This window comes from Paenibacillus sp. FSL H7-0714, from assembly GCF_038003765.1.
Taxonomy (GTDB): domain Bacteria; phylum Bacillota; class Bacilli; order Paenibacillales; family Paenibacillaceae; genus Paenibacillus_AQ.
Window position 1 is genome coordinate 5,147,950 of sequence record NZ_JBBOPT010000001.1, and the last position, 22,585, is coordinate 5,170,534.

Sequence of the window (22,585 nt, forward strand, 5' to 3'; positions counted from 1 at the left end):
TTGTCTCTTAACATTTTCGACATGGAGATTGAATTCCCTTCTGTCGAAAATTATTTTTCTTTATTTTTTTTCTGGCATGGATTATAATTAAATATTTTATTTCAAAGTTCGATGATCTTCGTAATCCTTCGACAAAAAAATCTTAAGGCTAAACCGCCTTAAGATTTAATGGATACCTATTCTCCTGTAGGGTTACACCAGAATCCTTAAGCATCCATTCGATGAAGCAACCGTAGCCGGACTTAGGATCATTTACAAACACATGAGTTACAGCGCCGATGAGCCGTCCATTTTGAACGATTGGACTTCCGCTCATCCCTTGAACGATACCACCTGTCTTATCGATCAGTCGCGGATCTGTGATACGAATGACCATACCCTTTGTCGCCGGCGTCTGCTGATGTGCCACATGAATGATCTCAACCTTAAATCGTTCTACCTGCTGCCCATCTACAACGGTAAGAATTTCAGCTGGACCTTCCTTGACTTGATTGCTCATTGCCACAGGAATAGGTTCTTTATAAAGACTATGCTCGGGATTACGACTCATTTTACCGAAGATGCCAAAATCTGTGTTACTCTCCACATTACCAAGCACTTGGCTTTCTTTTAAGAAATGGGCTCGTTTCTCACCCGGATCGCCATCCTGGCTTTTAGAAATCGAAGTTACACTGGACTGAACAATATGACCGCTGCCAACAACAATTGGTGTTCCTGTATTCATGTCCGTAATCACATGTCCTAAAGCTCCATAAACCCCCTGTTTCGGGGCATAAAAAGTTAACGTGCCGACACCCGCTGCAGAATCTCGAATGTACAGGCCTAACCTCCAGACTTTGTCATTAATATCATACGCGGGTTTCAGCTTGGCTGTATGCTCTTTCCCAGCGCGTTTAAAGACAATCGTCAGAGAATTATTCGCTTTTCCAGCACGATCCACAAGCTTGGCCACCTTAGATAACTCGTCCAACTTCTCTCCATCAATGGAGATCATCAAATCACCTGGCACCAAACCGCTGACCTCACCTGGGGAAAGCTTGGATTTCTCGGATACTTCAATCAGATGATGTCCAACAACCAGAACACCTGCTGATTTCACCTTTACTCCGATCGTTTGACCTCCCGGGATCACCTTCAGTTCCGGTTTCATTCCATGCGCAGTCACCTTGGCAGGTTCACTGTTCAGTGGTGCGGCAAAACTTTGGTGGGTTCCCGTTATGCCCGATAAACTAAGAAAGAAGGCAAATAAAAGGCCTGGCATTAACTTCCTGAGGTTAGGCTTCAATGGCTGTCACGCTCCCTTTTGCTTCTTTCGCTTGACGAAAAAGGTGGTCGCCAATTGCGTACCTATAAGATAACCTTGCCCCCAGGCTTTTATTACTGTCAATCATTGTTCCGCTTAGCTTGTTGCAGCCTTACTTGCCTCGGCCAAATTAAGCATTTCCTGCGAATGGTGCAATGTTTTTTCGGTAATTTCCACCCCACCCAGCATTCGGGCCAGCTCCATTACACGTCCATCATTCGAGAGTGATTCCACTTCCGTCATGGTTCTTCCGTCCTCAACCTTTTTGCGGATTAAGTACTGATGATCAGCCATACAAGCCACCTGCGGTAAGTGCGTAATGGAGAACACCTGACAAGTGGAGGACAGCTTATACAGTTTATCTGCAATGGATTGAGCAGCCCGACCACTCACACCGGTATCTACCTCATCAAAAATCAGAACTGGAATCGCATCATGACGCGCAAAAATACTCTTCATTGCCAACATAATTCGCGACAACTCACCACCCGAGGCAATTTTGCCAAGAGGTCTTAACGGCTCGCCAGGGTTAGGGGAAATCATAAATTCCGCACTGTCGATCCCTTGTCTTGTAAGACGAATACGCCGACCCTTATAATCAACTCCACGTGGGTCCTCCAACGTGTCTAATTTAACCTGTAGCGAAGTTCTTTCCATTTGAAGATCTTTAAGCTCACTCTCCACTTGCGTGGCTAAATCAGACGCACACAGCTTCCGTGCTTCACTTAATTCAGTAGCTGCATCCATCAATACAGACAGCAATGCATCGCGTTTGGTCGTCAGTTTCTCCAGATATTCATCTTTATTCTCAAGCAGATCGGTTTCCCGATGGATTTGTTCATAATAAGCCAAAATCTGTTCTACACTATCTCCGTATTTACGGCGGAGTCCGGTAATTAAATCGAGACGATTCTCGATTTCTTCGAGTCGCTGTGGATTGAATTCGATCTCTTCTCGGTAATCACGAAGCTGAAATGCAGCATCCTCTAGTTGATAATAAGAAGATTGCAGCTGCTCAAGCACGGATTTAAGACCCTTTTCATCATAACGAACCGCATCCTCGAGTCTGGAAATGACATTACCTATGGATTCTAAGCCTTGTCTATCGTAGAGAAGCTCATATGCACCGGATACGGAATCCATCATTTTCTCACTGTGGGATAGTTTGACCCGTTCTTCGGCAAGTAATTCATCTTCTCCCGGTTTTAATGCTGCAGATGAAATTTCTTCTAACTGAAAACGGTACAAATCAAGCATTTGATAAGCCTTTTGGCTGGATTCCTGCAGCTCTCGGAGCTCTTTCTCCACTTTTGCAAAGGCTGAATACTTTTCCTGATATACCGCTTTTAGCGGCCCGATAATGGGTTCTCCGTATGTATCTAAAAGTCCCAAATGTCGTTCTGCCTTCAATAAGTTTTGGTGTTCATGCTGTCCATGAATATTAACCAGCTGCTCGCCAATTTCACGTAGCATAGTAAGATTGACCATCTGTCCGTTTACACGTGATGTACTTTTACCCTGAGAGGTGAGTTCACGGCGTATTATAAGATGCTCCTCACGCTGAGCCTCAATGCCAAGACGCTCTAAAGTATCCCAGACGGGATGACCGCTTGGGAGGCTGAAGAGCGCTTCCATCTCTGCTTTTTCACAACCGTAACGAATAGAATCCGCGGAGCCGCGCCCTCCGGCAATCAGTCCAAGCGCATCAATAATAATGGATTTACCTGCCCCAGTCTCCCCTGTGAGCACATGGAAGCCAGGATAAAAATGCACATCTACCGCCTCAACGACGGCTAGATTGCGGATAGACAAGGTTTCTAACACTAATAGAGCACCTCCGAGAAGATGATAAGAATTTAATAGAATGAAATTAATACTTTCTTATAATTTAAGAAATGTAACCCATGATTTGTGAAATTACAGTCTTACTGTCCTCAGGCTGGCGGCAAATAATTAGAATGGTATCATCACCAGAGATGGTCCCCATAATTTGTGGCCAGTCAATATTATCAATCAAAGCAGCGACTGAGTTAGCCGTCCCCGGTAAGCATTTCATCACCACAAGATTAGCCGATGAATCGATCTGCACAAAATTATCCACCAAAACGCGCTTCAGCTTCTGTATGGGATTATACCGTTGGTCAGTTGGAAGCGAATATTTATATCTTCCATCATCCATAGGCACCTTGATGAGCAATAGCTCTTTAATATCTCGAGATACTGTAGCTTGAGTAACCTGAAAACCAGATTCACGCAAGGCTTCTACCAGCTCGTCCTGTGTCTCGATATCCTTTTGCGTAATAATCTCACGTATCTTAATATGTCGTTGACCCTTCATTGTTGCCTCCTAAAAGTTTTGTAAGCGACACTTCCAGATTAGCAGCGACAAAACTACATCGGAAGCATGGACTTAGTTTTGTAAGCGATGCTCCCCGAATTGCTTCGGCAAAACTACTTCGGAAGCATACACCTAGTTAAATATGGACTCAGTTTGATTCTCCGTCATCTCTGCCAAGCTTAATCACTTGAATAGATCCCGCTGCAGTATTAACATACAAAACTCCGCTACATTCCGGATAAATCAGCAAGTACGGAAGCAAGGTATCTCGTAAGCCACTGCCTGTGAAATCCAAAGGTTTGCGTGGTCTAGAAAGGATAACCAAATATATTGATCCTTCCTCTTTAGTCGCCACATAATCTATAAATAACCGGCTATACATCTGCGCCCCGTTTACGTTGAAGGACAACGGGATTTTGAGCTTCCCTCCAACGACCTCGTACCCTTCATCCTCTAGTATGTCTATAGATGGGTGAGGAATAATCACTTTATTAAACGGGATCTGATCCTTCATGAAAGAACGCGGAGAATTTTGCAGCCATATATATATCCGATAAATTATAAAAATCGATAATGCTACTCCAATAAACGCCATGACGACCTTGTCAGAGCTACCCGCCACTATCAATCACCTCGGTGATTTATTCGCGTGAAGCCATGCCAATTCCTTCTTCTAAGCTGCCTTTTTAGAAGCTTTCCAAATAATTGTTATTTTCCATATGGAAAAAGAAACTCACCGGCGCGATGAGTTTCCATGAGTCGAATTTACATTAAAAGTACCCGTAGCCTGCTTAATCACTTCATCCGCTAGGGATGGGAAATCCTCCACTGGAATGACTGATGATACAGCATCTGAAGGCTGTAATGTACCTTCTTCAGCTTCCGCCAATTCAGGTGTTAATCTCCATTGAGCAAGAAACTCAATATTGCCTTCCCCGCCTGTAATCGGTGAAAAAGTTAATCCCTGCAGCTGGTAACCTAGCTCTGCCGCCATGGTCAGTACATTAATTAATACCTCTTTATGAACAGCAGAATCACGAATTACACCTGATTTACCAACCTTCTCCCGTCCTGCCTCAAACTGCGGCTTGATCAGCGCAGCAATATCCGCCGGGCGCTTAAGCAAAGCTTTGAGCGGTGGAAGAATTATTTTTAAGGAGATAAATGAAACATCAATACTCGCAAAATCTGGAATCGGACCCACCAAATCTGGAGGCGTCATATATCGGAAATTCGTTCGTTCCATCACACTAACGCGTTCATCATTACGCAGCGACCAATCCAGCTGATTATAGCCAACATCAATCGCGTACACATGGCTTACTCCATTCTGAAGTGCACAATCCGTAAAGCCTCCAGTAGAAGCACCGATGTCCAGCATGGTCCGTCCCGTAAGATCAATATTAAATTGGCGTAGAGCCTTCTCCAGCTTTAGGCCCCCACGACTGACATAAGGATGCACAGAGCCTTTAACCTTAAGGGTAGCCTCCCGTGACACCTTCATACCAGCCTTTTCAATGCGTTCTTCATCCGCGAGCACCAGTCCTGCCATAATGGCTGCTTTAGCCTTCTCACGGCTTTCATAAAAACCTTGCTCAACAAGTAGTACATCTATCCGTTCTTTACGGTGTTCCATGGTCATCTCCCGATCGTTCAAAGGGTTGCTAATTTCCGGCTTCCATTTAGGAAGACGAAGTTGTTTTGTAGTTATAAGCACTCAAAGCCATCATGGACTTGATACGTGCACATAGCGCTTCTACAGTAAGACCTGTTTCCTGGCGCTGTTCTTTAATAGAGCCGTGCTCCACAAAGATGTCAGGTACACCCATCAGATGTACACGAGCGTCATAAATTTCATTCTCTGCGTAGAATTCTAATACCGAGCTGCCGAGGCTTCCCGCTTGGCAAGCCTCTTCAATAACAACCATGTTGGTTCCAGCGTGAGCCAAATCAAGCAGCATGGAGTTGTCGAGTGGCTTCAGGAACCGCGCATTTACGACGCCTACCTGAATCCCTTCCCGCTTGAGTAAATCAGCAGCTTCTTCAGCCACTTGAACCATAGGTCCGCAGGCTACAACAGCATAACCTTCGCCTGTACGCAGTCGTTCCCATGATCCGATTGGAATAGTACGCAGCTCAGGATCCATTGCTACACCTGTACCGTTAATACGCGGATAGCGATAAGCAATCGGACCGTCATTATATTCAAGCGCCGTCTTCATCATATGACGCAGCTCATTTTCGTCTTTTGGCATCATCATCACCATATTCGGAATATGGCGCATAAAAGCAACATCGTACACACCCTGATGAGTCTCACCATCCGCACCTACAAACCCCGCGCGGTCAATGGCGAACATAACATTCGCGTTATGCCGGCAAATATCATGGACGATCTGATCATAGGCACGCTGCATGAAGGTAGAATACACCGCATATACCGGCTTCATCCCTTCCATAGCCAAAGCTGCACAAAGCGTAGCCGCATGTTGCTCGGCAATCCCGACATCAATCATACGATCGGGAAATTCCTTAGCAAAAGGAAACAAGCCCGAGCCTCCTGGCATCGCAGGTGTAACAGCAATCAGACGGGAATCTTCCCGACCCAGTTCGATCAGCGTCTCGCCAAATACTTCCGTGTACATTGGAGGACCCACAGCTTTAAGCGCCTGACCCGACTCAATTTTGTATGGTGAAATGGCATGTGATTTATAGAAATCGGTCTCAGCCGGTTTGTAGCCCTTACCTTTAGTTGTTAGTACATGTACCAACACAGGTCCAGCCACGTTATCTGCTTGGTGGAAGGTGTCAATCATCTTCTCCAGATCATGTCCGTCTACAGGACCGAGATACGTAAAGCCGAGCTCTTCAAACAATACTCCAGGTACCATCATATATTTGAGACTATTTTTTAACTGTTCAGCAGTCTTTGCTAATCGTCCTCCGATGGCCGGAATCTTCTTAAGCAGCCCCTCTACTTCATCTTTGGCACGCAAATAGTGGCGATCTGAACGTATTTTACTTAGATAATTATGCATCGCCCCTACATTAGGAGCAATTGACATTTCATTATCGTTCAAAATAACCATCAGCTTACGCTTCTCATGGCCAATATGGTTAAGTGCTTCAAACGCCATTCCACCAGTAAGAGCACCGTCACCAATCACGGCAATAACCTTATTGTCTTCACCCTTGAGATCGCGAGCCATCGCCATCCCCATTGCTGCCGATAATGAGGTACTGCTATGTCCAGCTTCCCATACATCATGCTCACTTTCGGAGCGCTTAACGAAGCCGCACAAGCCCTGATATTTACGCAGGGTATCGAAGCGGTCTTGACGACCAGTCAGGATCTTGTGAACATAAGCCTGGTGCCCAACGTCGTAAATCATTTTGTCACGAGGGCTGTTATAACAATAATGCAAAGCCAAAGTGAGCTCCACGACTCCTAGATTGGATCCGAGGTGCCCCCCAGTTGCTGTAAGCTTCTCAATCAGAAATCGACGAATTTCCTCCGCTAAGGTAGTTAATTCATCGACTGACAATGATTTTAGTTGCTTAGGATCATTTATTTGTGGAAGCAGCACGTATAGTTCCCCGCTTTCCTAGATGTTGTAAATTATATAAAACCCATTATAACACAAACGAAACGGCTGTCGAAATACAGCCGTTTCGAAAGTTCATAATTAGTGATCACGTGCCATTAAGTAATCTGCAATTTCCAGCAGGCGCTGGCTGTCATGAAAGCCACCGTTCAGAACAGCATTTCGGGCTGTTTCTGTAAGCTGCTTCACTTCTTCTCGCGATGCTTCGAGGCCGATAAAATAAGGATAGGTTACTTTATGCTGCTTAACATCACTGCCTGTTTTTTTGCCAAGTTTACCTTCGTCTCCAATCAAATCCAGAATGTCATCCTGGATTTGAAAAGCGAGTCCAATGGCTGTTCCGAATTTATGCAAAGCCTCAAGCTGCTGCTCGTTAGCACCTGCAATACGACCGCCAGCTAATAGCGAAAAGATAATCAAATCTCCTGTCTTATGCAGATGAATGTACTTTAGCTGTGCAAGATCGGTTAGACCCTGCTCGCCTTCCATATCTGCAATCTGACCGCCAACCATACCACGAGGACCTGCCATTTCCGCCAAATCCTCCACGATGGATAGTACACTTTCCGCAGGGACGCCAAATTTACGCGAGGCTTGTACCACACTGTAGAAAGCATGGGTCAGAAGGGCATCACCCGCAAGAATAGCGGTCGCTTCGCCAAAGACTTTATGATTCGTCAGCTTCCCGCGCCGATAATCATCATTATCCATGGCAGGCAAATCATCATGAACTAACGAGTAGGTATGTACCATCTCTATAGCAGCAGCGACAGGCAGGGCAGCCTCTCGACTTCCTCCCAGTGCTTCACATGCGATAATCACCAGCAGTGGTCGGAGGCGTTTGCCCCCAGCCATAAGTGAATACTTCATGGCTTGCTGTAAATTCTCTGGAACCATCCATTGCGTGGGGAGAATAACCTCTAGTTCATGTGAGACTAGATCGCTTAAGGACGCGATGTAATCCTCCAGTGGCTGACGCACTGTTTCTCCTTCAGCGTTTCTCTCAAGCTCATGCTCAAAGCGAGTCATCGGCGTCCCCTTCCAGACGTGCACCAAACGGCTTCTTACGCAGTTCTCCGTCCTCTAGGGTAATCATTTCGATCTTACGCTCTACCTGCTCAAGCTTGCTGCCGCAAAGCTGAGATAACTTCATACCTTGCTGAAATAAATCGATGGCCTTCTCCAGGGGAACGTCGCCGTGTTCAAGCTCACGTACGATTTCCTCCAGCCGGTCCATGGCGCCTTCAAAATCAAGTTCCGCTTCCTTCGTCATCGTCTTTGCCATCCTCCTTCATTCCCCATACCTGGCAGTTCAGCTGTCCGTCATTCATCTTTATCACTACAAGATCGCCAAGCTGTACTTCGGTCAGCGATTTGATTAAATGTTCTTCTGCTTCGTCATAGACTAAGCTGTAGCCTCTCGACATAACTTTAAGAGGGCTCAGTGCATCCAGATGACGAATCTCCGCTATATAGCGAGCTCGCTTCTCCTGCAGGCGGGCCTGCATAGCACCCATCAGCTCACGGCGCATGCTTTCGGTGCGCTGACGCGCAGCGGCAACACTGCCGTGCGGATGGAACCGCTGCAGACTATGATGCAGCACAGCTTTGCGCTCGCGGGAACGGCTGAGCCGTGCATCCGCTGAGCGCTGGAGCCGCTCACGCAGCTGATCCAGCCGCTGCGTGTGCTGCATCAGCGAGCGGCGCGGGCCTGCCAGCGCCAGCGAGCGTTCCAGCCCCGCGTGACGCTCGCGTCCGCGCTGGGCGCGTCTTTGCAGCGCTTGGCGGAGCCGCTGCTGTTGCTGGCGAAGCTGCGCAGCTAGCTCGCCGGCGTGTGGCACGGCCAGCTCCGCGGCCGCTGTGGGCGTAGCCGCGCGGAGGTCGGCGGCGAAATCGGCAATCGTAAAATCGGTCTCGTGGCCAACGGCCGAGATGACCGGAATCCTTGATGCCGATATCGCTCGCGCGACTTCCTCCTCGTTAAACGCCCACAGCTCCTCGAGCGAACCGCCGCCGCGGCCGACGATAAGCACGTCGGCCTCACCCATGCGGTTCAGCGCTCCAATCGCCTTCACGATCGAAGGCGCGGAGCCTTTGCCTTGCACCAGTACGGGATAGATTACAATAGCCACCTGCGGAAACCGCCGCTGGAGTGTAATCACGATATCCCGCACAGCTGCCCCCGTTGGCGAAGTAATCACGCCAATGCACTTTGGAAAGCGAGGCAAAGGACGTTTACGCGCTTCTACAAACAGCCCCTCTTGCTCAAGCTTGCTCTTCAGCTGCTCATAGGCTAAATATAGACTACCAATTCCATCTGGCTGCATGTGTGTGGCATAGAACTGGTACTGCCCGTCCCGTTCATATACGGTCACATTACCTCTAGCAATTACCCGAGCACCTTCCTTCGGAATAAAGGGTAGGCGCTGGTTATGAGAAGCAAACATAATCGCCTTGATCCGACTGCTCTCATCCTTTAGCGTGAAATACATATGACCGCTACCATGATGCGTAAAGTTGGAAATCTCTCCGCGAATCCATACATCCGAAAGTAAATTATCCGAGTCTAGCTTCATGCGGATGTAACGGTTGAGTTCTTTTATCGAATAGACCTGCCGCTCTGCCGCCATGAATTCCTACCCCTATTCCAAGCCGTGACGGCGCTTAGCCGCAATCAGCGTGTTGCTCATCAGCATTGTAATTGTCATCGGTCCAACCCCACCCGGAACAGGTGTGATGTATCCGGCAACTTCTTTTGCACTATCATAATCAACGTCACCCGCAAGCTTACCGTTATCCAAACGGTTCATACCCACATCAATGACAACAGCACCCGGTTTCACGTAAGAAGCGTCAATGAAATTCGCGCGTCCGATCGCAACAACTAGAATATCTGCTTGACGGCTAATTTCTTGCATATTAGCTGTACGGGAATGGCACATCGTCACAGTAGCATTCTCACGTTGCAATAACAAAGACACTGGCTTACCTACAATATTACTGCGGCCAATGACCACAGCATGTTTACCAGCCATTCCTGTTCCTGTACGTTTGATTAGTTCAATTACACCTGCAGGTGTACAAGGAAGCAGACTGTCAGCACCAATCACTAGGTTACCTACATTTACAGGGTGGAAGCCGTCAACGTCTTTCTCCACGGAGATCGCATCAATAACAGCTTTTTCCTCAATATGCTTAGGCAATGGAAGTTGAACTAGAATCCCATCAATATCATCGCGTCCATTAAGCTGCGCTACGAGAGCCAGCAATTCTTCTTGAGTAGTAGACTCATCCAGTTTATGCACTTCCGAATGGAAACCAAGGCTGATACAAGATTTTTCCTTGTTGCGAACATAAACTTGTGATCCTGGATCTTCACCTACTAGAATTACTGCCAGACCGGGCTTCACGCCACGTTTCGCCAGTTCAGCAACCTCCTGGGCAATACCAATACGAATTTCCTCAGATACTTGTTTACCACTGATGATTGCTGCTGTCATGATAGTCTCTCCCCTTTTATATACTTTACTATTGTACAAGCATAAACGCCTTCGGCGTCCTTATGTGGACGGTAAGCGTTTATGCGAGAAATATAAAACATAAAGAATAGGTGAATAACTTATACTTGCTTATATTTTTTAAAAATTAAGAATGGTCAGCTTTAATTGTATCGATCTCCTGGATCATCTTACCAAGCACACCGTTTACAAACTTACCGGAATCATCCGTTCCAAAATGCTTGGCCAAATCTATAGCCTCATTCACAGCAACCTTAGCCGGAACATCATTCGCGAACACCATTTCATACGCCGCAAGACGTAAAATTTGACGATCCACACGTGACAGACGGCTCATTTGCCAGCCTTTCAAGTAATGCTCAAGCATATCGTCAATTGCAACCTTGTGCTCCCACACACCGTTTACATGCTCCACCACATAGTGCTTAAGCTGAATTTCGTCCGTAATTACACGCTCTGTTTCATTCTCCTCTGAAGCTTCCTCCAGCAGCATTTCCACAGCTTCCGCGCTCTCTACATCGTTCATTTCCATCTGATACAGGCTTTGGACAATAATCTCTCTCGCTATACGTCTTTTCATGTGTTCCTCCTAAAATCTTATATCGCATTAACATCTTTACTCAAACTTCTATAACGTCGGGCAACCATAAATATAACTTCACACCTCAAGTGTGATAATAATTCAGACTTTAATCACATCGCCTATAATTATTTTAAGCCCAAATCCTTCGAATTCTATCCCTAATCCTTAGAGGATTATTGTCCGATGTCCGTTAAAGATATCTTTCACAATTAAAAAAACCGCAAAGTCTTTCTTCCAGGGGCATTGGACAACACAAACTTACGGCTTCCTGCTCCGGGAAAAAGACTATCGCGGTTCACTTGAAGGGACGCCAGCGTCCGGATAGACGCGTAATCAGCTCCTGCCACTGAAACAGGGGAGCCTCTGCGTTATCCTTTCTTTTGCCGAACGTATATCCGATGAACACTACCAGTGCAAAGAACAACATATCCCAAAAACCGCAAATTAAATATATCAAACCTAGACCAATGCCGAAAGTCACTCCGGCGATTCTACCCCCGTGACTTTCCCATACTTCTTTCCAAGACATAAGGGAAATTCACCTCTATTCCACTCGACTTTTGAAGCTTGGAGACTGCGTGAGGTTAGCAATGTATACAGACACATCAGCAACCGGAATACCGGTTGTCTCCTGCACAAAATCATGCACCTGACGTTGCACTTCTGTGGTTAGTAGCGGCAATGAATGTTCACCATCCACTACTGCGCGAATTGTAATTTCAAGGCCCGCCTGAGAAACGCGAATACGCGATTTGAGATCTCTGATTCCCTTCACTTTACCGGCAGCCTTCAGACTCAGATTCTCAATGGTCTCCACTGAAATCTGGATATCCCCATACTCTGTACGCTGATCAACAGAAGGTAAAGAAGCGCGATCACGACGCAAAGAGATGTAGAAAAATCGGATGCTCAGAAGGAACAAGACAACTGCTACTACAATTGCAGTAATATAAGCTGCTGGTCCATTCTCAATCTCCAAAGTTTTAGGAATAGCACCGCTCAAGAGGAGGATGGCAATAACAGATAATATTCCGATACTTAAGCTGTAGACAAACAGCAAAAGTCTGTCCAAAATTTTTGCCACGAGTCTCATAACCTCCTTAAATTAGAGTAAACCCTCGACTTTACTGTCGGGGGTTTATGGAAGAACGACGACTGTTATTTCACGCGAAGAACCGTTTCAGCTTCCTCGTTCTTGTCTACAGTGTTGTTGTTCTTGAATTGTACATCATGAATATGCACATTCACTTCCACAACAGTCAGACCAGTCATAGTCTCGATGGAACGCTTAACATTACGCTGAATTTCAGCAGCCACTTCAGGAAGACGGTTACCATATTCAATGATTACAGAAACATCCACTGCAGCTTCGCGTTGTCCAACCTCTACTTTAACTCCTTTAGACAAGTTCTTACGTCCGAGAAGCTCAACAATACCACCGGCGAAACCACCGCTCATGCCAGCTACACCTTTAACCTCAACGGTCGCTAAACCTGCGATCACCTCGATCACTTCAGGAGCAATCTGGATCTCACCGATTTCTGTCCGTTCGTATTCTGTCGGCAATGTACTCATTTTAGACTTCACACCTTTCAACAAAGATTCTCATAAATTCAAGCGTAAAGCACGTCTCTTATTAAACATACTATATCATTTGACGAACTTTATGACAAACAAAGCGAAGTCGTCCTAAATTTCATACTCTTCCAGAAACTTGATGTCAAAATTACCATCCAGAAATACAGGATGCTCCAACAGTTTCTGATGGAAAGGGATCGTAGTATGGATTCCCTCCACGGCAAATTCAGCCAAGGCGCGCTTCATCTTTGCAATCGCTTCCTGACGTGTGGGTGCCCATACAATCAGCTTTGCAATCATAGAATCATAGAAAGGGGAAATCGTATAACCAGGGTACGCCGCACTGTCTACACGAACACCGAGACCTCCAGGCGGCAAATAAAAGCCGATTTTACCTGGTGAAGGCATAAAATTACGTTCTGGATCTTCCGCATTGATACGGCATTCAATCGACCAGCCATTAATCACGATATCTTCCTGTGTAAATGACAAAGGATTTCCTTCTGCAACCGAAATCATTTCCTTGATCAAATCCACACCCGTAACCATTTCCGTTACCGGATGCTCTACCTGAATACGAGTATTCATCTCCATGAAGTAGAACTGTCCATCCGGTCCAAGCAAGAATTCAAGCGTTCCCGCTCCCGAATAATTCACAGCGAGTGCTGCACGAACTGCTGCATTCCCCATCGCTTCACGGATATCCGGTGTAAGTACAGAACAAGGTGCCTCTTCAATCAGCTTTTGGCGACGACGCTGTACGGAACAGTCGCGTTCACCTAAATGCACTACATTACCATGCTTATCTGCAATAATTTGAATCTCTACGTGCTTCATACCTGTAAGGTACTTTTCCAAATATACACCAGCGTTGCCGAACGCCTTCTGCGCTTCCTGTTGTGCAGCAGTAATCTGCTTCACCAATGATTCCTCGTCCTCAGCAATCCGAATGCCCTTACCCCCGCCACCTGCGGTAGCCTTAATGATAATCGGGTATCCGATATCACGACCCAGCATGACGGCTTCCTCAACATCACCTACAAGGCCATCTGAGCCCGGGATGATCGGAACTCCAGCCAGCTTCATGGTTTCCTTCGCCACAGCTTTATCACCCATACGGTTGATTGCATCTGGAGATGGCCCAATGAAGATAATATTGCAAGATTCACAAATTTCTGCAAAATCTGCATTCTCAGCTAAAAATCCATAACCAGGATGGATGGCATCACATTCTGTTAAGGTGGCTACACTCATAATATTTGTAAAGTTCAGATAGCTGTCCTTGGACGGCATCGGACCGATGCAGTAAGCTTCATCAGCCAACCGGACATGCAGTGAATCCCGGTCGGGTTCCGAATAGACCGCGACGGTGGAAATGCCCAGTTCTCGGCAGGCCCTAATAATGCGGACCGCGATTTCGCCGCGGTTGGCAATCAACACTTTTTGAATGTTCATGCGTTTCCTCCCAAAGTTTTGCGAAGCTTCCGCTCCATAAGTAATCTGCGGTATTTATTCCGGTTTAACCAAGAATAGTGGTTGACCGTATTCTACAAGCTGACCATTCTCAGCCAGTACGGACACGATTTCACCTTTAATCTCCGCTTCCAGCTCATTCATCAGCTTCATCGCTTCGATAATGCATACCGTTGTTTTCTCACCAACACGGTCTCCAACATTAACGAACGATGGCATTTCCGGAGAAGCGGCACTATAAAATGTTCCCACCATTGGAGATACAATTTTATGTAGATTGCCTTCTGCGACGGCTTGTGGCTGCTGTGCTGGAGGAACCTCACTGATTACTGGATAGGACACTTGCTGCACGCTCTGCGGCTGCGGGGCAGGCGTAAAGGGATAGGCATTATAAGGAGTCGCCAGTACTGCTGTTCCATCAGCTTCAGGGCGATCCGGTTTGCGAATTGCAAGCTTCATTCCTTCGCTTTCGATCTCCAACTCATGTACAGAGGAGGTCTGGTCCAGCAATTTAATTAATTCCTTAATTTCGCTCAACTTGAACATACATTAGTTCACTCCTTCAGCTTTCTCTCGAAGCCACTTCTTAAGCGGACAAGATAACTTTATGTATTATATCATAAACGCTAGAAATGGAAAGAGCCCGGGAGAACCCGAGCTCTTTCGTCATTTTTCCTATAATTTCACGTCTTATTATTTCTCGGAAACGTATTGAACACTAACTTTATCCTGAGACACACTCAGTTCCTTCATTACGAGATCAACGATGCTAACCGCTTGTTTTACATCCAGCTTGTCACTCAGTACGACTACTTTATAGCTGTCCCCAGCTTCTTCCTTCACGATGGCTTCCCCATATTTTTGTTGAAGCTGTTCTTCGATGCCCGTAATTTTAGATTCTTTTTCTTCAAGGTTAAGGAGCTGTTCTTGAGCAACTGCATTATCAGCAGGCGTCTTCTCCATATTGTTAATCAAAGCCAGTAAGTCTTGTTGGCTCTTTAGATTCTTTTGCTCACGTTCATACAGGTAGTTAGTGAACATGCTGCTCGCCGATACACTTTGTGAAGCTACTTCATCCAGGATTTCTTTATCATTCTTAGCAGGGGTTTTGGATGTTGTAGTAGCCGCTGTATCCTTAGCTGCCGTATCCTTAGTTGCTGTATCCTTAGCTGCTGTGTCCTTAGCTGTTGTGTCCTTAGCTGCCGGGTCAGAAGTTTTACTGGAGTCTTTTGCAGCAGTGTCCGTCGAAGCTTTCTCAGAGTTACCGCTGTCTGCTGCAGCTTTACTGCTATCATCCTTAACCGCTGTAGTTGCACTGTCATCAGTAGTTGCAGTAGCTGCACTATCGTCAGTGGCTGTAGCGTTATCTACAACGCCTCCATCAGCAACAACATCTCCTTGATTGACCACTTCGTTCACAACGATACCTTTGTCGCCAACCGTTGGTAATGCTGCGTTTGCTGTATCTTTTTTCAAGGAGTCTACCTGCATAGTTCCTGCTGTGTCTTTTGGAACCGATGCACCTGAATCTTCAGTAAATAAATAGTATGCCGAGAGTACAACCATCAAACTGAGCATAGAAACCAACCATATTGTTTGTCTTTTGCCGTTCATTCTTAATTCCTCCTAAAATTTAATCTAGTGGCTGCTTCGGAAGCACTCACTTCTTGACTTTCTCCTGCTACTCTTGTTTGCGTGGTACTACTGAAATGCGCTGAATTGGGACATTCAAGCCTTTTTCGATAGCCTGCTCGATAAGTCCACGAACGACTTTGTTCTCTGCACCTTTGGCAACTACCAGTACGCCGCGTACCTGAGGCTTAATCCGCTTCGTCACAATAGGTGTTTCATCACCCGATTGCGAGTAGGTTACGATTTCGCCATCCCTCGTATATTGTGTCGTGTGACGTTTTCCACCACTGGCATCCGTCTCCTCACTAAGCTGCTGGGAGTCGTTCATATTTCGCACCACGACAATTTCTTCCGTGGATTCCACAGTGACCATGATATCAACGGTACCGACACCAACGATTTTTTCCAAAATCTCCTTCGTCCGGTTCTCCAGTGTCTGTTCAATACTCTCGAACGAGTTAGTAGCTCCAGGATCACTCTGTACCAGCGCCGTTTGGGAGGACTGATTCAGCGGTGGCTCACGCCCCGTATTCTCGTTATCAATCTTCTTCACATTGACGAAGGAATTAAACAGCATAATCGCTGCGCCCAGCAGACCCAGAATGATTAGCCAGCGAAAAGTATGACTTCTCTTCGGACTGCCAGCCCCACCCCCAGCCCATTGCTCCAGCTTTTTCAGCCAATTGCCCACTCCTATCCCTCCTAACATTGATAGTTTAGAAGCTACAGACTCATAACTTGACGTTATTCACAACGCCGCCATCTACTTGGATTACTTTGGGATCTAAATCCCATTTTTGTTCCAACAGCTTTACGATGGACTCCGTTTCAGTTGAAGGCGTGTTATTTTCTGTTACATTTCCGTTCACTGCTTTGGGCTCATCTGCAGAAGCTGATCCATTCTCTGGATTCGTACCGATCTTTACTTCTACAGGCTCTACAGGAGCGATTGCAATCGGCGGAGCAGCGGCTGCGCTGGAATTACCGGAAGCCCCTATGGAATTAGCTGTTGCTTGGGACATTGAGACCTTCACTGCAGAGATGACAGGAATATCTTCATTACCGGAGCTGCCGGATTTCCCCATGCCGAGCGTTACAGTGACATTAACCCCGCGTTTGCCGGTCTCGCTTATGATCTGCTCCCTCATTTGCTCAGCAACCTCTTCTGCGGCCAGCTTTAAGCTTTGATCCTGTCGCCCTTGTGCAAGCTTTTGACCATCTGCCAGAATCTTTTCCAAAGAGGGATCTCCACTTCCCCCTCCTGTGAATAAGCCTCCCTCTTTCTCCTGTCGCCCCATGGCTATACTCAGCTCGGCTATTGCATCACCTTTAAGGAGAGAAACGATCGGGCTAAGCATGGTAAGCAAGATCAGGAGGCTCAGCACCAGCCTTGCATAACGCTCCATGGATTTGCTTGGGAGCAGTAATTCAACGAATGATGCTAGCAGCACGACAAGTATGATCTCTCGTAGCCAATCGCCCAACCAGCTCATCGTTTCCCTCCTAAAAGTTTTGTTAGCATAGCCTTCAGAGAATTTCTTCGTACAAAACTAGCTTCGTAAGCACCCGCTAAGTTTTGTTAGCATAGCCTTCAAGCTCACCTCATCATGACGGTTAAATTGCCAGCGGTTAGCATGATCGTGACGGCCATAAAAAACATTAACGATACAGCTGCCAAAGCAGCGAATACGTACACCATGCTTTTTCCGATGGTCTGGAGGCAGACCACAATCGGCGTCTCTCCTAATGGCTGCATTACAGCAGCAGCTACATTGTAGATCAGAGCAAGCACCAGAATTTTGATCGCCGGAAAAGCGCAAAGGAACAAAATGATGATCACTCCGGATAGCCCAATAGCGTTCTTCACCAGGAGTGAAGCTGAGATCACTGTGTCTGTTGCATCTGCGAACATTTTTCCGATGACCGGAACAAAGTTTCCTGTAATATATTTAGCGGCCCGGATCGTAACACCATCTGTCACTGAACTCGTAATTCCCCTGACTGAAATCACACCGAGGAACACAGTGAGCAGTACTCCTAGTAATCCGGCTCCGATATTTCTTAGCAGATTCGCCAACTGGGTCAGCTTGTATTTCTCCGACAATGCACTTACGAGATGCAGCACCGCCGAGAAGAATAATAGTGGAAAGACAATGGTGTGGATCAGTGTGCCAACGGTATGAATCATAAAAACAATTAGTGGGTGTGTGACCGAGACGGTAACAATGTTCCCCATGGAAGCTAGTAACGCGAACAGTAGCGGAATCATGGCCATCATAAAATCAATCATCCGGTCGATAGCATCCTTCGCATAACCTATAGCGATATTGAAGCTGTTCACGGCAATAACGAGCACTACCATATAACAGAGCGTATAAGCCACCTTGCTGACCGTTTTTCGCTCAAAAGCGGTTTGTAGCGTCTCCAGTATCATGCTGAGCACACTAACCATGACAATCGTGACCAGCAGCCTTCCGTTGTACAGCACCTCATGCCACATAAATCCAAGAAGCCCGGATAATACACCTTGTAAGCTGAGTCCCTTATCCCCTGGAAGCAGCATGTCCATAAGTGATGGTGTTGCCCCGTCTGGAAAAAAACCTCCGTAATCCTTCATCAGTTGATCCCAGTACGACTCCACCTTATCTGTTGGCAGATTGTTCACCTGACCCTTGACCCACTGGTCTACTGGGGAGGAGTTCCCCGATCCAGGTGCTGGAGTTCCTGGAGAAGCTATGGCCACCTGAGCTGTACCTGCAAACCATAGAATGAAGAAGCATGGGAGCAGCAGCAGTATTATTTTTAATTTTGGAGGACGAAAAACACTGCACTTTTGCATAACTTCTCCTCCCTAATCGTTGCTTAGCTTCCTTCAATTGCTTTAAGCAGGTAGCAGCTTCATGACCGTTTCAATAATGATGCTGATAATGGGTACAGCTAGTACCATAATGAGGACTTTTCCGGCGAGCTCTATTTTGGAAGCAATCGATTCCTGCCCTGCATCACGCACAATCTGTGCTCCAAATTCAGCGATATATGAAATTCCGATGATTTTGAACACGGTCTTCAAATAGATCATTTCCATCCCCGATGACTCTGCCACCCGCTCCAGTGTGGAAAGTATCATTCCAATCTTGCCGATTAGAAACAGGAAGATCAGAATCCCTGTGGCAGTAGCGAGGAGAAAGGCAAACATCGGTTTTTGTTCCTTCAGCACGAGAATCAATATGGTCGATATCAGCCCTATTCCAACAACTTGAATGATCTCCATAGCACGCCTATTGAAAAAGAAAGATCGTTTTTATTTCCTGCAACAGTCCGTCCAGCATTCGAATAACCATAAATAGCACAACGACGAACCCGATTACGGTAACCCAATGTGCGAAATCTTCTTTTCCCATCTGTTTAAGCACCGTGTGTATCATGGCGATAATTATGCCAATGCCGGCAATTTGAAAAATCGCATTGACTTCAATATTCATTCCTGGCACCTCGCTAAAAGATCAAAATGACGATCAATGCTCCAAGCAGCAGACCCAGGCTTTTACTCAATTTTTCATATTTGCCTTGATCCTCTCTGGCCACCGACTCCTCCTGCTTCAATTGCTGCAATGCTAACGCGATATGAGTGCTCTGATTGGACCTATCGCTTGTACCGAGAGTACAACTGAGCTGGCGGAGAATCTCTTTTTCTGTCCCCTTCAATGCGGTAGACTTCCAATGCGAGTCCATAGCCCTCTGAATGGCATCCTGGGCACTTCGATCATGGGGTGGGCTCATCTCCTCAGCTGTTTTAATAAACAACGTTTTGAGCGGTTCCTTAGACTGAATCCCAATACGCCGCATAGCTTCAGGCAATGGGGTAAAGCCGTACATTATTTCTGTTTCTAGCCGCTGTAGCGCTGCTATCAAGCCTCTGATATGTCTTGGCCTGTCTGCATATTGTTTTGCAAATTGGAGCCCTGCTAGCGTACCAGCCAGCACAATCAGAACGGCACCGAATAGCTTAAGCATGTAAATCACCACCTAATCGATCCCCGGGTGAGATAAGAAGTAATCCGCGTTTCTGTCCATCCAGAACACGAAAGGAGAGTCCTGCTTCTGAGCGATGCAGAATGACGTATCTTTCGAACATCTTTTGTTCCAATAGCCCGCCAAGCCCGGGTCTACGAGCCAGTTCTATTACTTCTTTACCGTGAGCCGAAGCAACGACTGATATTCCAGCATGCAGCGCTTCAGTGACTGCTTCAGCGTCTTCAGGACGACCAATCTCATCAGCGATCAATACATCCGGTGACAAGGAACGAATCATCATCATCATGCCTTCAGCTTTGGGACAGCCGTCGAGGATATCTGTGCGCGGACCGACATCAAAGGCGGGAATCCCGCGTCTGCTTCCGGCAATCTCAGAACGTTCATCGACAATCCCCACCTTCATACCGGGTCTTCCGCCTTCACGTTTCCCCAAATCTCCTAAGGAGATTTGTCTTGCGATATCGCGAAGAAGTGTTGTCTTCCCGTGCTGTGGAGGCGAGAGGATCAAGGTGTGCATCATTCGCTGCCTCCCCTTGTCCAGCAGATAAGGTAGCACTTTATCCGCGACTCCGGGAACCTCACGGGCTATGCGAATATTGAAGCTTGTAATGTCGCGTAGATGCTCCACACCACCACCACTCAGCACCGTCCGACCAGCAAGTCCTATTCGATGGCCGCCAGGAATCGTAATAAATCCCTTTCTCAGCTCTTCTTCCATCGTATATAGTGAATGGTTGCTGATCAGATCTAGCAGTCTATGAGTGTCCTCCCGATCCGGCCTATAGGCTTCTTCCGGCCTTTGCGTTACGCTGCCATTTGCTCTAAGAAAGTGATATTTACCTGAATAGTTAATCTCCAGCGGACGACCTTCACGGACCCGAATCTCTTCCACCATTCCAAGTAGCGGAAGGGGAAGGCACTTTAATAGTGCTCTTACTTTTTCAGGAAACAATTGCAACCAATCATCTGCCATACAAAGTACCCCCAAGTTGTCCTCTATCTAATTGCTTTATTCCATATTTATGCTTGTACGCGCTCAATATGCCTATCATCTATCATTTTTTTAGAATCCCGATTAAGAGAAAGGCTACACCGCAACCGACCCAGCCCAGTTTGCTCCAGGACAACTGCTGAGCCATCCCTGTAAGTCCGATCGCTGTCGTCAATATCAAGATCGTCGGGCCTACCAAAGCTAGTCCAGAATTGACTGCAAGCGCCTTGTCTACCTGATTCAACCGCAGCATAATCAGTGCAGCTATAATCTCCGCACTACCCGAGAACAGCCGAAGAGTCGCCATCCAGCTTACATACTTGTCCAATCCACTCCACTCCTAACTTTTACTATTTCACACAGAATGATATTCAGGGCTTGTTTGTCCTTCTCTTATCCATGGATATGCGATAATTACTCACTTTAGACAAGGAGAAATGACAGAATTGCAAGTCCAACTGTGAAAGAGTTCATAGTACACACCTATATAAATAAATATAATCAGTACGATAAAATTATTTTTTACGAACACTTCCATCTGTGGTATCCTTGTTAATTGGAAATATAGTGGGTTTATATTTTCAAAAAGAGCAGACTATAAAGACATAAGAAAAAGAGGGGATTTGTGTCATGCAAGTTCGAAGTTACGGGTTACCGCAAAACATGCGGACCGTAGTCAGACCACTCAAGGAAGTAGCTATCATTATTTTTTCAGCCTTTTTAATTGCAAGCGGGATGCGATTGTTTCTAATTCCTCATCAGCTTCTGAGCGGTGGGGTAGCAGGGGTGGCTTCGGTCGTCGGTTATTTAACGGATCCGAAGTACATTTCTAAGCTTTATTTTGTAATAAACCTTCCTTTAATTGTCTGGGGATTTATTGCAGTGGGGAAAAAATACATCTTACTAAGCTTGCTTTCCGTCGTGGCCACCACCTGGTTCATTACCATTATTCCTGAGGTGCAAATGACCAAGGACCCCATTCTTGCAAGTATTTTCGGCGGAGTAATTATTGCTGGGGGCGTTGGTTTTTCTCTCCGTACTGGGGGCTCTTCTGGGGGATTTGATATATTAGGCTCGATTATTTCACGTAAACGGGATATTCCCATGGGGAATATCATGTTCTTAATGGATGGATTAGTTATTCTGAGTTTAGGCTTCTTTAAAAGCTGGGATTCCGCCTTATACGCTATGCTCTGTATTTTTGTAAAGAGTAGAGTAGTCGATATGATCCATATTCGCCATGTGAAGCTGACCTGCTTTATCGTTACCAAAGAACGGGAGATGATGCTGACCCGTCTCAGAGAGTTACCTCATGGCATCACTGTCGTCAATGCAGAGGGTGGATACAGTCATGAGGGAAATACCATGCTAATGACAGTAACGACTCGGTATGAACTTGCAAATCTGCGGAGAACTATTCTTGAGGCAGACCCAAGCTCCTTCGTCAATGTTGTGGAGACTGTAGAGATTCAGGGCCGGTTCAAACGATTAGGATAAATTCAGGGACCTACCTCCCTTGCTGTTATATA

At 46.4% G+C, this 22,585-nt stretch carries 26 protein-coding genes; 1 reads left to right on the forward strand and 25 read right to left on the reverse strand.

The window, feature by feature from the left end:
* Nucleotides 1-148: 148 nt before the first annotated feature.
* The 25 genes from spoIVB to NST34_RS23195 form a co-directional block, all read right to left on the reverse strand.
* Nucleotides 149-1,261: a SpoIVB peptidase gene (gene spoIVB, locus NST34_RS23075; protein ID WP_081382880.1), complete on the reverse strand. Its 1,113-nt coding sequence runs from the start codon at nucleotides 1,259-1,261 to the stop codon at nucleotides 149-151.
* Between the two features lie 138 nt (nucleotides 1,262-1,399).
* On the reverse strand, nucleotides 1,400-3,127 hold the full coding sequence (recN, locus tag NST34_RS23080) for a DNA repair protein RecN (RefSeq protein WP_042190438.1): 1,728 nt from the start codon (nucleotides 3,125-3,127) through the stop codon (nucleotides 1,400-1,402).
* A gap of 64 nt (nucleotides 3,128-3,191) precedes the next feature.
* Nucleotides 3,192-3,641, reverse strand: a complete 450-nt coding sequence (gene ahrC, locus NST34_RS23085; RefSeq protein ID WP_042190440.1) for a transcriptional regulator AhrC/ArgR — start codon at nucleotides 3,639-3,641, stop codon at nucleotides 3,192-3,194.
* Nucleotides 3,642-3,789: 148 nt separating this feature from the next.
* Entirely contained in the window at nucleotides 3,790-4,236 is a 447-nt protein-coding gene (locus NST34_RS23090) for a hypothetical protein (protein ID WP_076284650.1), read from the reverse strand.
* 138 nt (nucleotides 4,237-4,374) lie between these two features.
* Nucleotides 4,375-5,277: a TlyA family RNA methyltransferase gene (locus NST34_RS23095; RefSeq protein WP_076284486.1), complete on the reverse strand. Its 903-nt coding sequence runs from the start codon at nucleotides 5,275-5,277 to the stop codon at nucleotides 4,375-4,377.
* 46 nt (nucleotides 5,278-5,323) lie between these two features.
* Nucleotides 5,324-7,228, reverse strand: a complete 1,905-nt coding sequence (gene dxs / locus NST34_RS23100; RefSeq protein ID WP_076284485.1) for a 1-deoxy-D-xylulose-5-phosphate synthase — start codon at nucleotides 7,226-7,228, stop codon at nucleotides 5,324-5,326.
* 99 nt (nucleotides 7,229-7,327) lie between these two features.
* The gene (locus NST34_RS23105; RefSeq protein ID WP_076299520.1) at nucleotides 7,328-8,275 is read right to left on the reverse strand and encodes a polyprenyl synthetase family protein; all 948 of its coding nucleotides are present in this window, start codon (nucleotides 8,273-8,275) and stop codon (nucleotides 7,328-7,330) included.
* Nucleotides 8,262-8,519 (reverse strand): exodeoxyribonuclease VII small subunit, encoded by a 258-nt coding sequence (xseB, locus tag NST34_RS23110; protein WP_042129807.1) that lies wholly within the window; start codon nucleotides 8,517-8,519, stop codon nucleotides 8,262-8,264. Before xseB ends, NST34_RS23105 begins: the two co-directional genes overlap by 14 nt.
* Nucleotides 8,497-9,876 (reverse strand): exodeoxyribonuclease VII large subunit, encoded by a 1,380-nt coding sequence (xseA, locus tag NST34_RS23115; RefSeq protein ID WP_341128830.1) that lies wholly within the window; start codon nucleotides 9,874-9,876, stop codon nucleotides 8,497-8,499. Before xseA ends, xseB begins: the two co-directional genes overlap by 23 nt.
* A 12-nt stretch (nucleotides 9,877-9,888) precedes the next feature.
* Complete coding sequence (folD, locus tag NST34_RS23120; RefSeq protein ID WP_042129810.1) at nucleotides 9,889-10,746, reverse strand: bifunctional methylenetetrahydrofolate dehydrogenase/methenyltetrahydrofolate cyclohydrolase FolD; 858 nt, start codon at nucleotides 10,744-10,746, stop codon at nucleotides 9,889-9,891.
* Between the two features lie 145 nt (nucleotides 10,747-10,891).
* Nucleotides 10,892-11,344, reverse strand: coding sequence for a transcription antitermination factor NusB (gene nusB, locus NST34_RS23125; protein WP_042190451.1), 453 nt, complete (start codon nucleotides 11,342-11,344; stop codon nucleotides 10,892-10,894).
* A gap of 298 nt (nucleotides 11,345-11,642) precedes the next feature.
* Complete coding sequence (locus NST34_RS23130; protein ID WP_042190453.1) at nucleotides 11,643-11,876, reverse strand: DUF2273 domain-containing protein; 234 nt, start codon at nucleotides 11,874-11,876, stop codon at nucleotides 11,643-11,645.
* 15 nt (nucleotides 11,877-11,891) lie between these two features.
* Nucleotides 11,892-12,431: an alkaline shock response membrane anchor protein AmaP gene (gene amaP / locus NST34_RS23135; protein WP_042129814.1), complete on the reverse strand. Its 540-nt coding sequence runs from the start codon at nucleotides 12,429-12,431 to the stop codon at nucleotides 11,892-11,894.
* A gap of 74 nt (nucleotides 12,432-12,505) precedes the next feature.
* A complete protein-coding gene (locus NST34_RS23140) occupies nucleotides 12,506-12,922 on the reverse strand; it encodes an Asp23/Gls24 family envelope stress response protein (protein WP_042132343.1) in 417 nt (138 codons plus the stop codon).
* A gap of 114 nt (nucleotides 12,923-13,036) precedes the next feature.
* A complete protein-coding gene (gene accC, locus NST34_RS23145; protein WP_042190455.1) occupies nucleotides 13,037-14,380 on the reverse strand; it encodes an acetyl-CoA carboxylase biotin carboxylase subunit in 1,344 nt (447 codons plus the stop codon).
* Nucleotides 14,381-14,434: 54 nt separating this feature from the next.
* Nucleotides 14,435-14,944 carry an acetyl-CoA carboxylase biotin carboxyl carrier protein gene (gene accB / locus NST34_RS23150; RefSeq protein ID WP_076284481.1) on the reverse strand — a complete coding sequence of 170 codons (510 nt, stop codon included), beginning with the start codon at nucleotides 14,942-14,944 and terminating at the stop codon, nucleotides 14,435-14,437.
* A 147-nt stretch (nucleotides 14,945-15,091) separates the two neighbouring features.
* The gene (locus tag NST34_RS23155; RefSeq protein WP_341128831.1) at nucleotides 15,092-16,012 is read right to left on the reverse strand and encodes a SpoIIIAH-like family protein; all 921 of its coding nucleotides are present in this window, start codon (nucleotides 16,010-16,012) and stop codon (nucleotides 15,092-15,094) included.
* Nucleotides 16,013-16,079: 67 nt separating this feature from the next.
* Nucleotides 16,080-16,721, reverse strand: coding sequence for a stage III sporulation protein AG (gene spoIIIAG, locus NST34_RS23160; protein ID WP_042190462.1), 642 nt, complete (start codon nucleotides 16,719-16,721; stop codon nucleotides 16,080-16,082).
* A 40-nt stretch (nucleotides 16,722-16,761) separates the two neighbouring features.
* Nucleotides 16,762-17,523: a stage III sporulation protein AF gene (spoIIIAF, locus tag NST34_RS23165; RefSeq protein ID WP_341059968.1), complete on the reverse strand. Its 762-nt coding sequence runs from the start codon at nucleotides 17,521-17,523 to the stop codon at nucleotides 16,762-16,764.
* Between the two features lie 104 nt (nucleotides 17,524-17,627).
* The gene (spoIIIAE, locus tag NST34_RS23170) at nucleotides 17,628-18,869 is read right to left on the reverse strand and encodes a stage III sporulation protein AE (protein WP_341128832.1); all 1,242 of its coding nucleotides are present in this window, start codon (nucleotides 18,867-18,869) and stop codon (nucleotides 17,628-17,630) included.
* Nucleotides 18,870-18,911: 42 nt separating this feature from the next.
* Complete coding sequence (gene spoIIIAD, locus NST34_RS23175) at nucleotides 18,912-19,301, reverse strand: stage III sporulation protein AD (protein ID WP_042129828.1); 390 nt, start codon at nucleotides 19,299-19,301, stop codon at nucleotides 18,912-18,914.
* Nucleotides 19,302-19,308: 7 nt separating this feature from the next.
* Nucleotides 19,309-19,512, reverse strand: coding sequence for a stage III sporulation protein AC (spoIIIAC, locus tag NST34_RS23180; RefSeq protein ID WP_036682849.1), 204 nt, complete (start codon nucleotides 19,510-19,512; stop codon nucleotides 19,309-19,311).
* 13 nt (nucleotides 19,513-19,525) lie between these two features.
* Nucleotides 19,526-20,044 (reverse strand): stage III sporulation protein SpoIIIAB, encoded by a 519-nt coding sequence (gene spoIIIAB / locus NST34_RS23185; protein WP_042190466.1) that lies wholly within the window; start codon nucleotides 20,042-20,044, stop codon nucleotides 19,526-19,528.
* Nucleotides 20,037-21,038 carry a stage III sporulation protein AA gene (spoIIIAA, locus tag NST34_RS23190; protein ID WP_341128833.1) on the reverse strand — a complete coding sequence of 334 codons (1,002 nt, stop codon included), beginning with the start codon at nucleotides 21,036-21,038 and terminating at the stop codon, nucleotides 20,037-20,039. Before spoIIIAA ends, spoIIIAB begins: the two co-directional genes overlap by 8 nt.
* 82 nt (nucleotides 21,039-21,120) lie before the next feature.
* Nucleotides 21,121-21,384, reverse strand: a complete 264-nt coding sequence (locus tag NST34_RS23195) for a YqhV family protein (protein ID WP_371915730.1) — start codon at nucleotides 21,382-21,384, stop codon at nucleotides 21,121-21,123.
* 302 nt (nucleotides 21,385-21,686) lie between these two features.
* On the opposite strand from NST34_RS23195, the gene NST34_RS23200 reads away from it, so the two are divergent.
* On the forward strand, nucleotides 21,687-22,553 hold the full coding sequence (locus NST34_RS23200) for a YitT family protein (RefSeq protein ID WP_081382878.1): 867 nt from the start codon (nucleotides 21,687-21,689) through the stop codon (nucleotides 22,551-22,553).
* The last annotated feature ends 32 nt before the right edge of the window (nucleotides 22,554-22,585 follow it).

Coding starts and splice junctions, on each gene's coding strand:
- NST34_RS23200 (WP_081382878.1), top strand. CDS start 21,687: ATGCAAGTTCGAAGTTACGGGTTACCGCAAAACATGCGGACCGTAGTC.
- spoIIIAA (WP_341128833.1), bottom strand. CDS start 21,038: ATGGCAGATGATTGGTTGCAATTGTTTCCTGAAAAAGTAAGAGCACTA.
- NST34_RS23155 (WP_341128831.1), bottom strand. CDS start 16,012: ATGAACGGCAAAAGACAAACAATATGGTTGGTTTCTATGCTCAGTTTG.
- nusB (WP_042190451.1), bottom strand. CDS start 11,344: ATGAAAAGACGTATAGCGAGAGAGATTATTGTCCAAAGCCTGTATCAG.
- spoIIIAB (WP_042190466.1), bottom strand. CDS start 20,044: ATGCTTAAGCTATTCGGTGCCGTTCTGATTGTGCTGGCTGGTACGCTA.
- NST34_RS23105 (WP_076299520.1), bottom strand. CDS start 8,275: ATGACTCGCTTTGAGCATGAGCTTGAGAGAAACGCTGAAGGAGAAACA.
- spoIVB (WP_081382880.1), bottom strand. CDS start 1,261: ATGCCAGGCCTTTTATTTGCCTTCTTTCTTAGTTTATCGGGCATAACG.
- NST34_RS23130 (WP_042190453.1), bottom strand. CDS start 11,876: ATGTCTTGGAAAGAAGTATGGGAAAGTCACGGGGGTAGAATCGCCGGA.
- xseB (WP_042129807.1), bottom strand. CDS start 8,519: ATGACGAAGGAAGCGGAACTTGATTTTGAAGGCGCCATGGACCGGCTG.
- accB (WP_076284481.1), bottom strand. CDS start 14,944: ATGTTCAAGTTGAGCGAAATTAAGGAATTAATTAAATTGCTGGACCAG.
- NST34_RS23090 (WP_076284650.1), bottom strand. CDS start 4,236: ATGGCGTTTATTGGAGTAGCATTATCGATTTTTATAATTTATCGGATA.
- ahrC (WP_042190440.1), bottom strand. CDS start 3,641: ATGAAGGGTCAACGACATATTAAGATACGTGAGATTATTACGCAAAAG.
- spoIIIAD (WP_042129828.1), bottom strand. CDS start 19,301: ATGGAGATCATTCAAGTTGTTGGAATAGGGCTGATATCGACCATATTG.
- spoIIIAF (WP_341059968.1), bottom strand. CDS start 17,523: ATGAGCTGGTTGGGCGATTGGCTACGAGAGATCATACTTGTCGTGCTG.
- accC (WP_042190455.1), bottom strand. CDS start 14,380: ATGAACATTCAAAAAGTGTTGATTGCCAACCGCGGCGAAATCGCGGTC.
- folD (WP_042129810.1), bottom strand. CDS start 10,746: ATGACAGCAGCAATCATCAGTGGTAAACAAGTATCTGAGGAAATTCGT.
- NST34_RS23140 (WP_042132343.1), bottom strand. CDS start 12,922: ATGAGTACATTGCCGACAGAATACGAACGGACAGAAATCGGTGAGATC.
- spoIIIAE (WP_341128832.1), bottom strand. CDS start 18,869: ATGCAAAAGTGCAGTGTTTTTCGTCCTCCAAAATTAAAAATAATACTG.
- xseA (WP_341128830.1), bottom strand. CDS start 9,876: ATGGCGGCAGAGCGGCAGGTCTATTCGATAAAAGAACTCAACCGTTAC.
- NST34_RS23095 (WP_076284486.1), bottom strand. CDS start 5,277: ATGGAACACCGTAAAGAACGGATAGATGTACTACTTGTTGAGCAAGGT.
- spoIIIAC (WP_036682849.1), bottom strand. CDS start 19,512: ATGAATATTGAAGTCAATGCGATTTTTCAAATTGCCGGCATTGGCATA.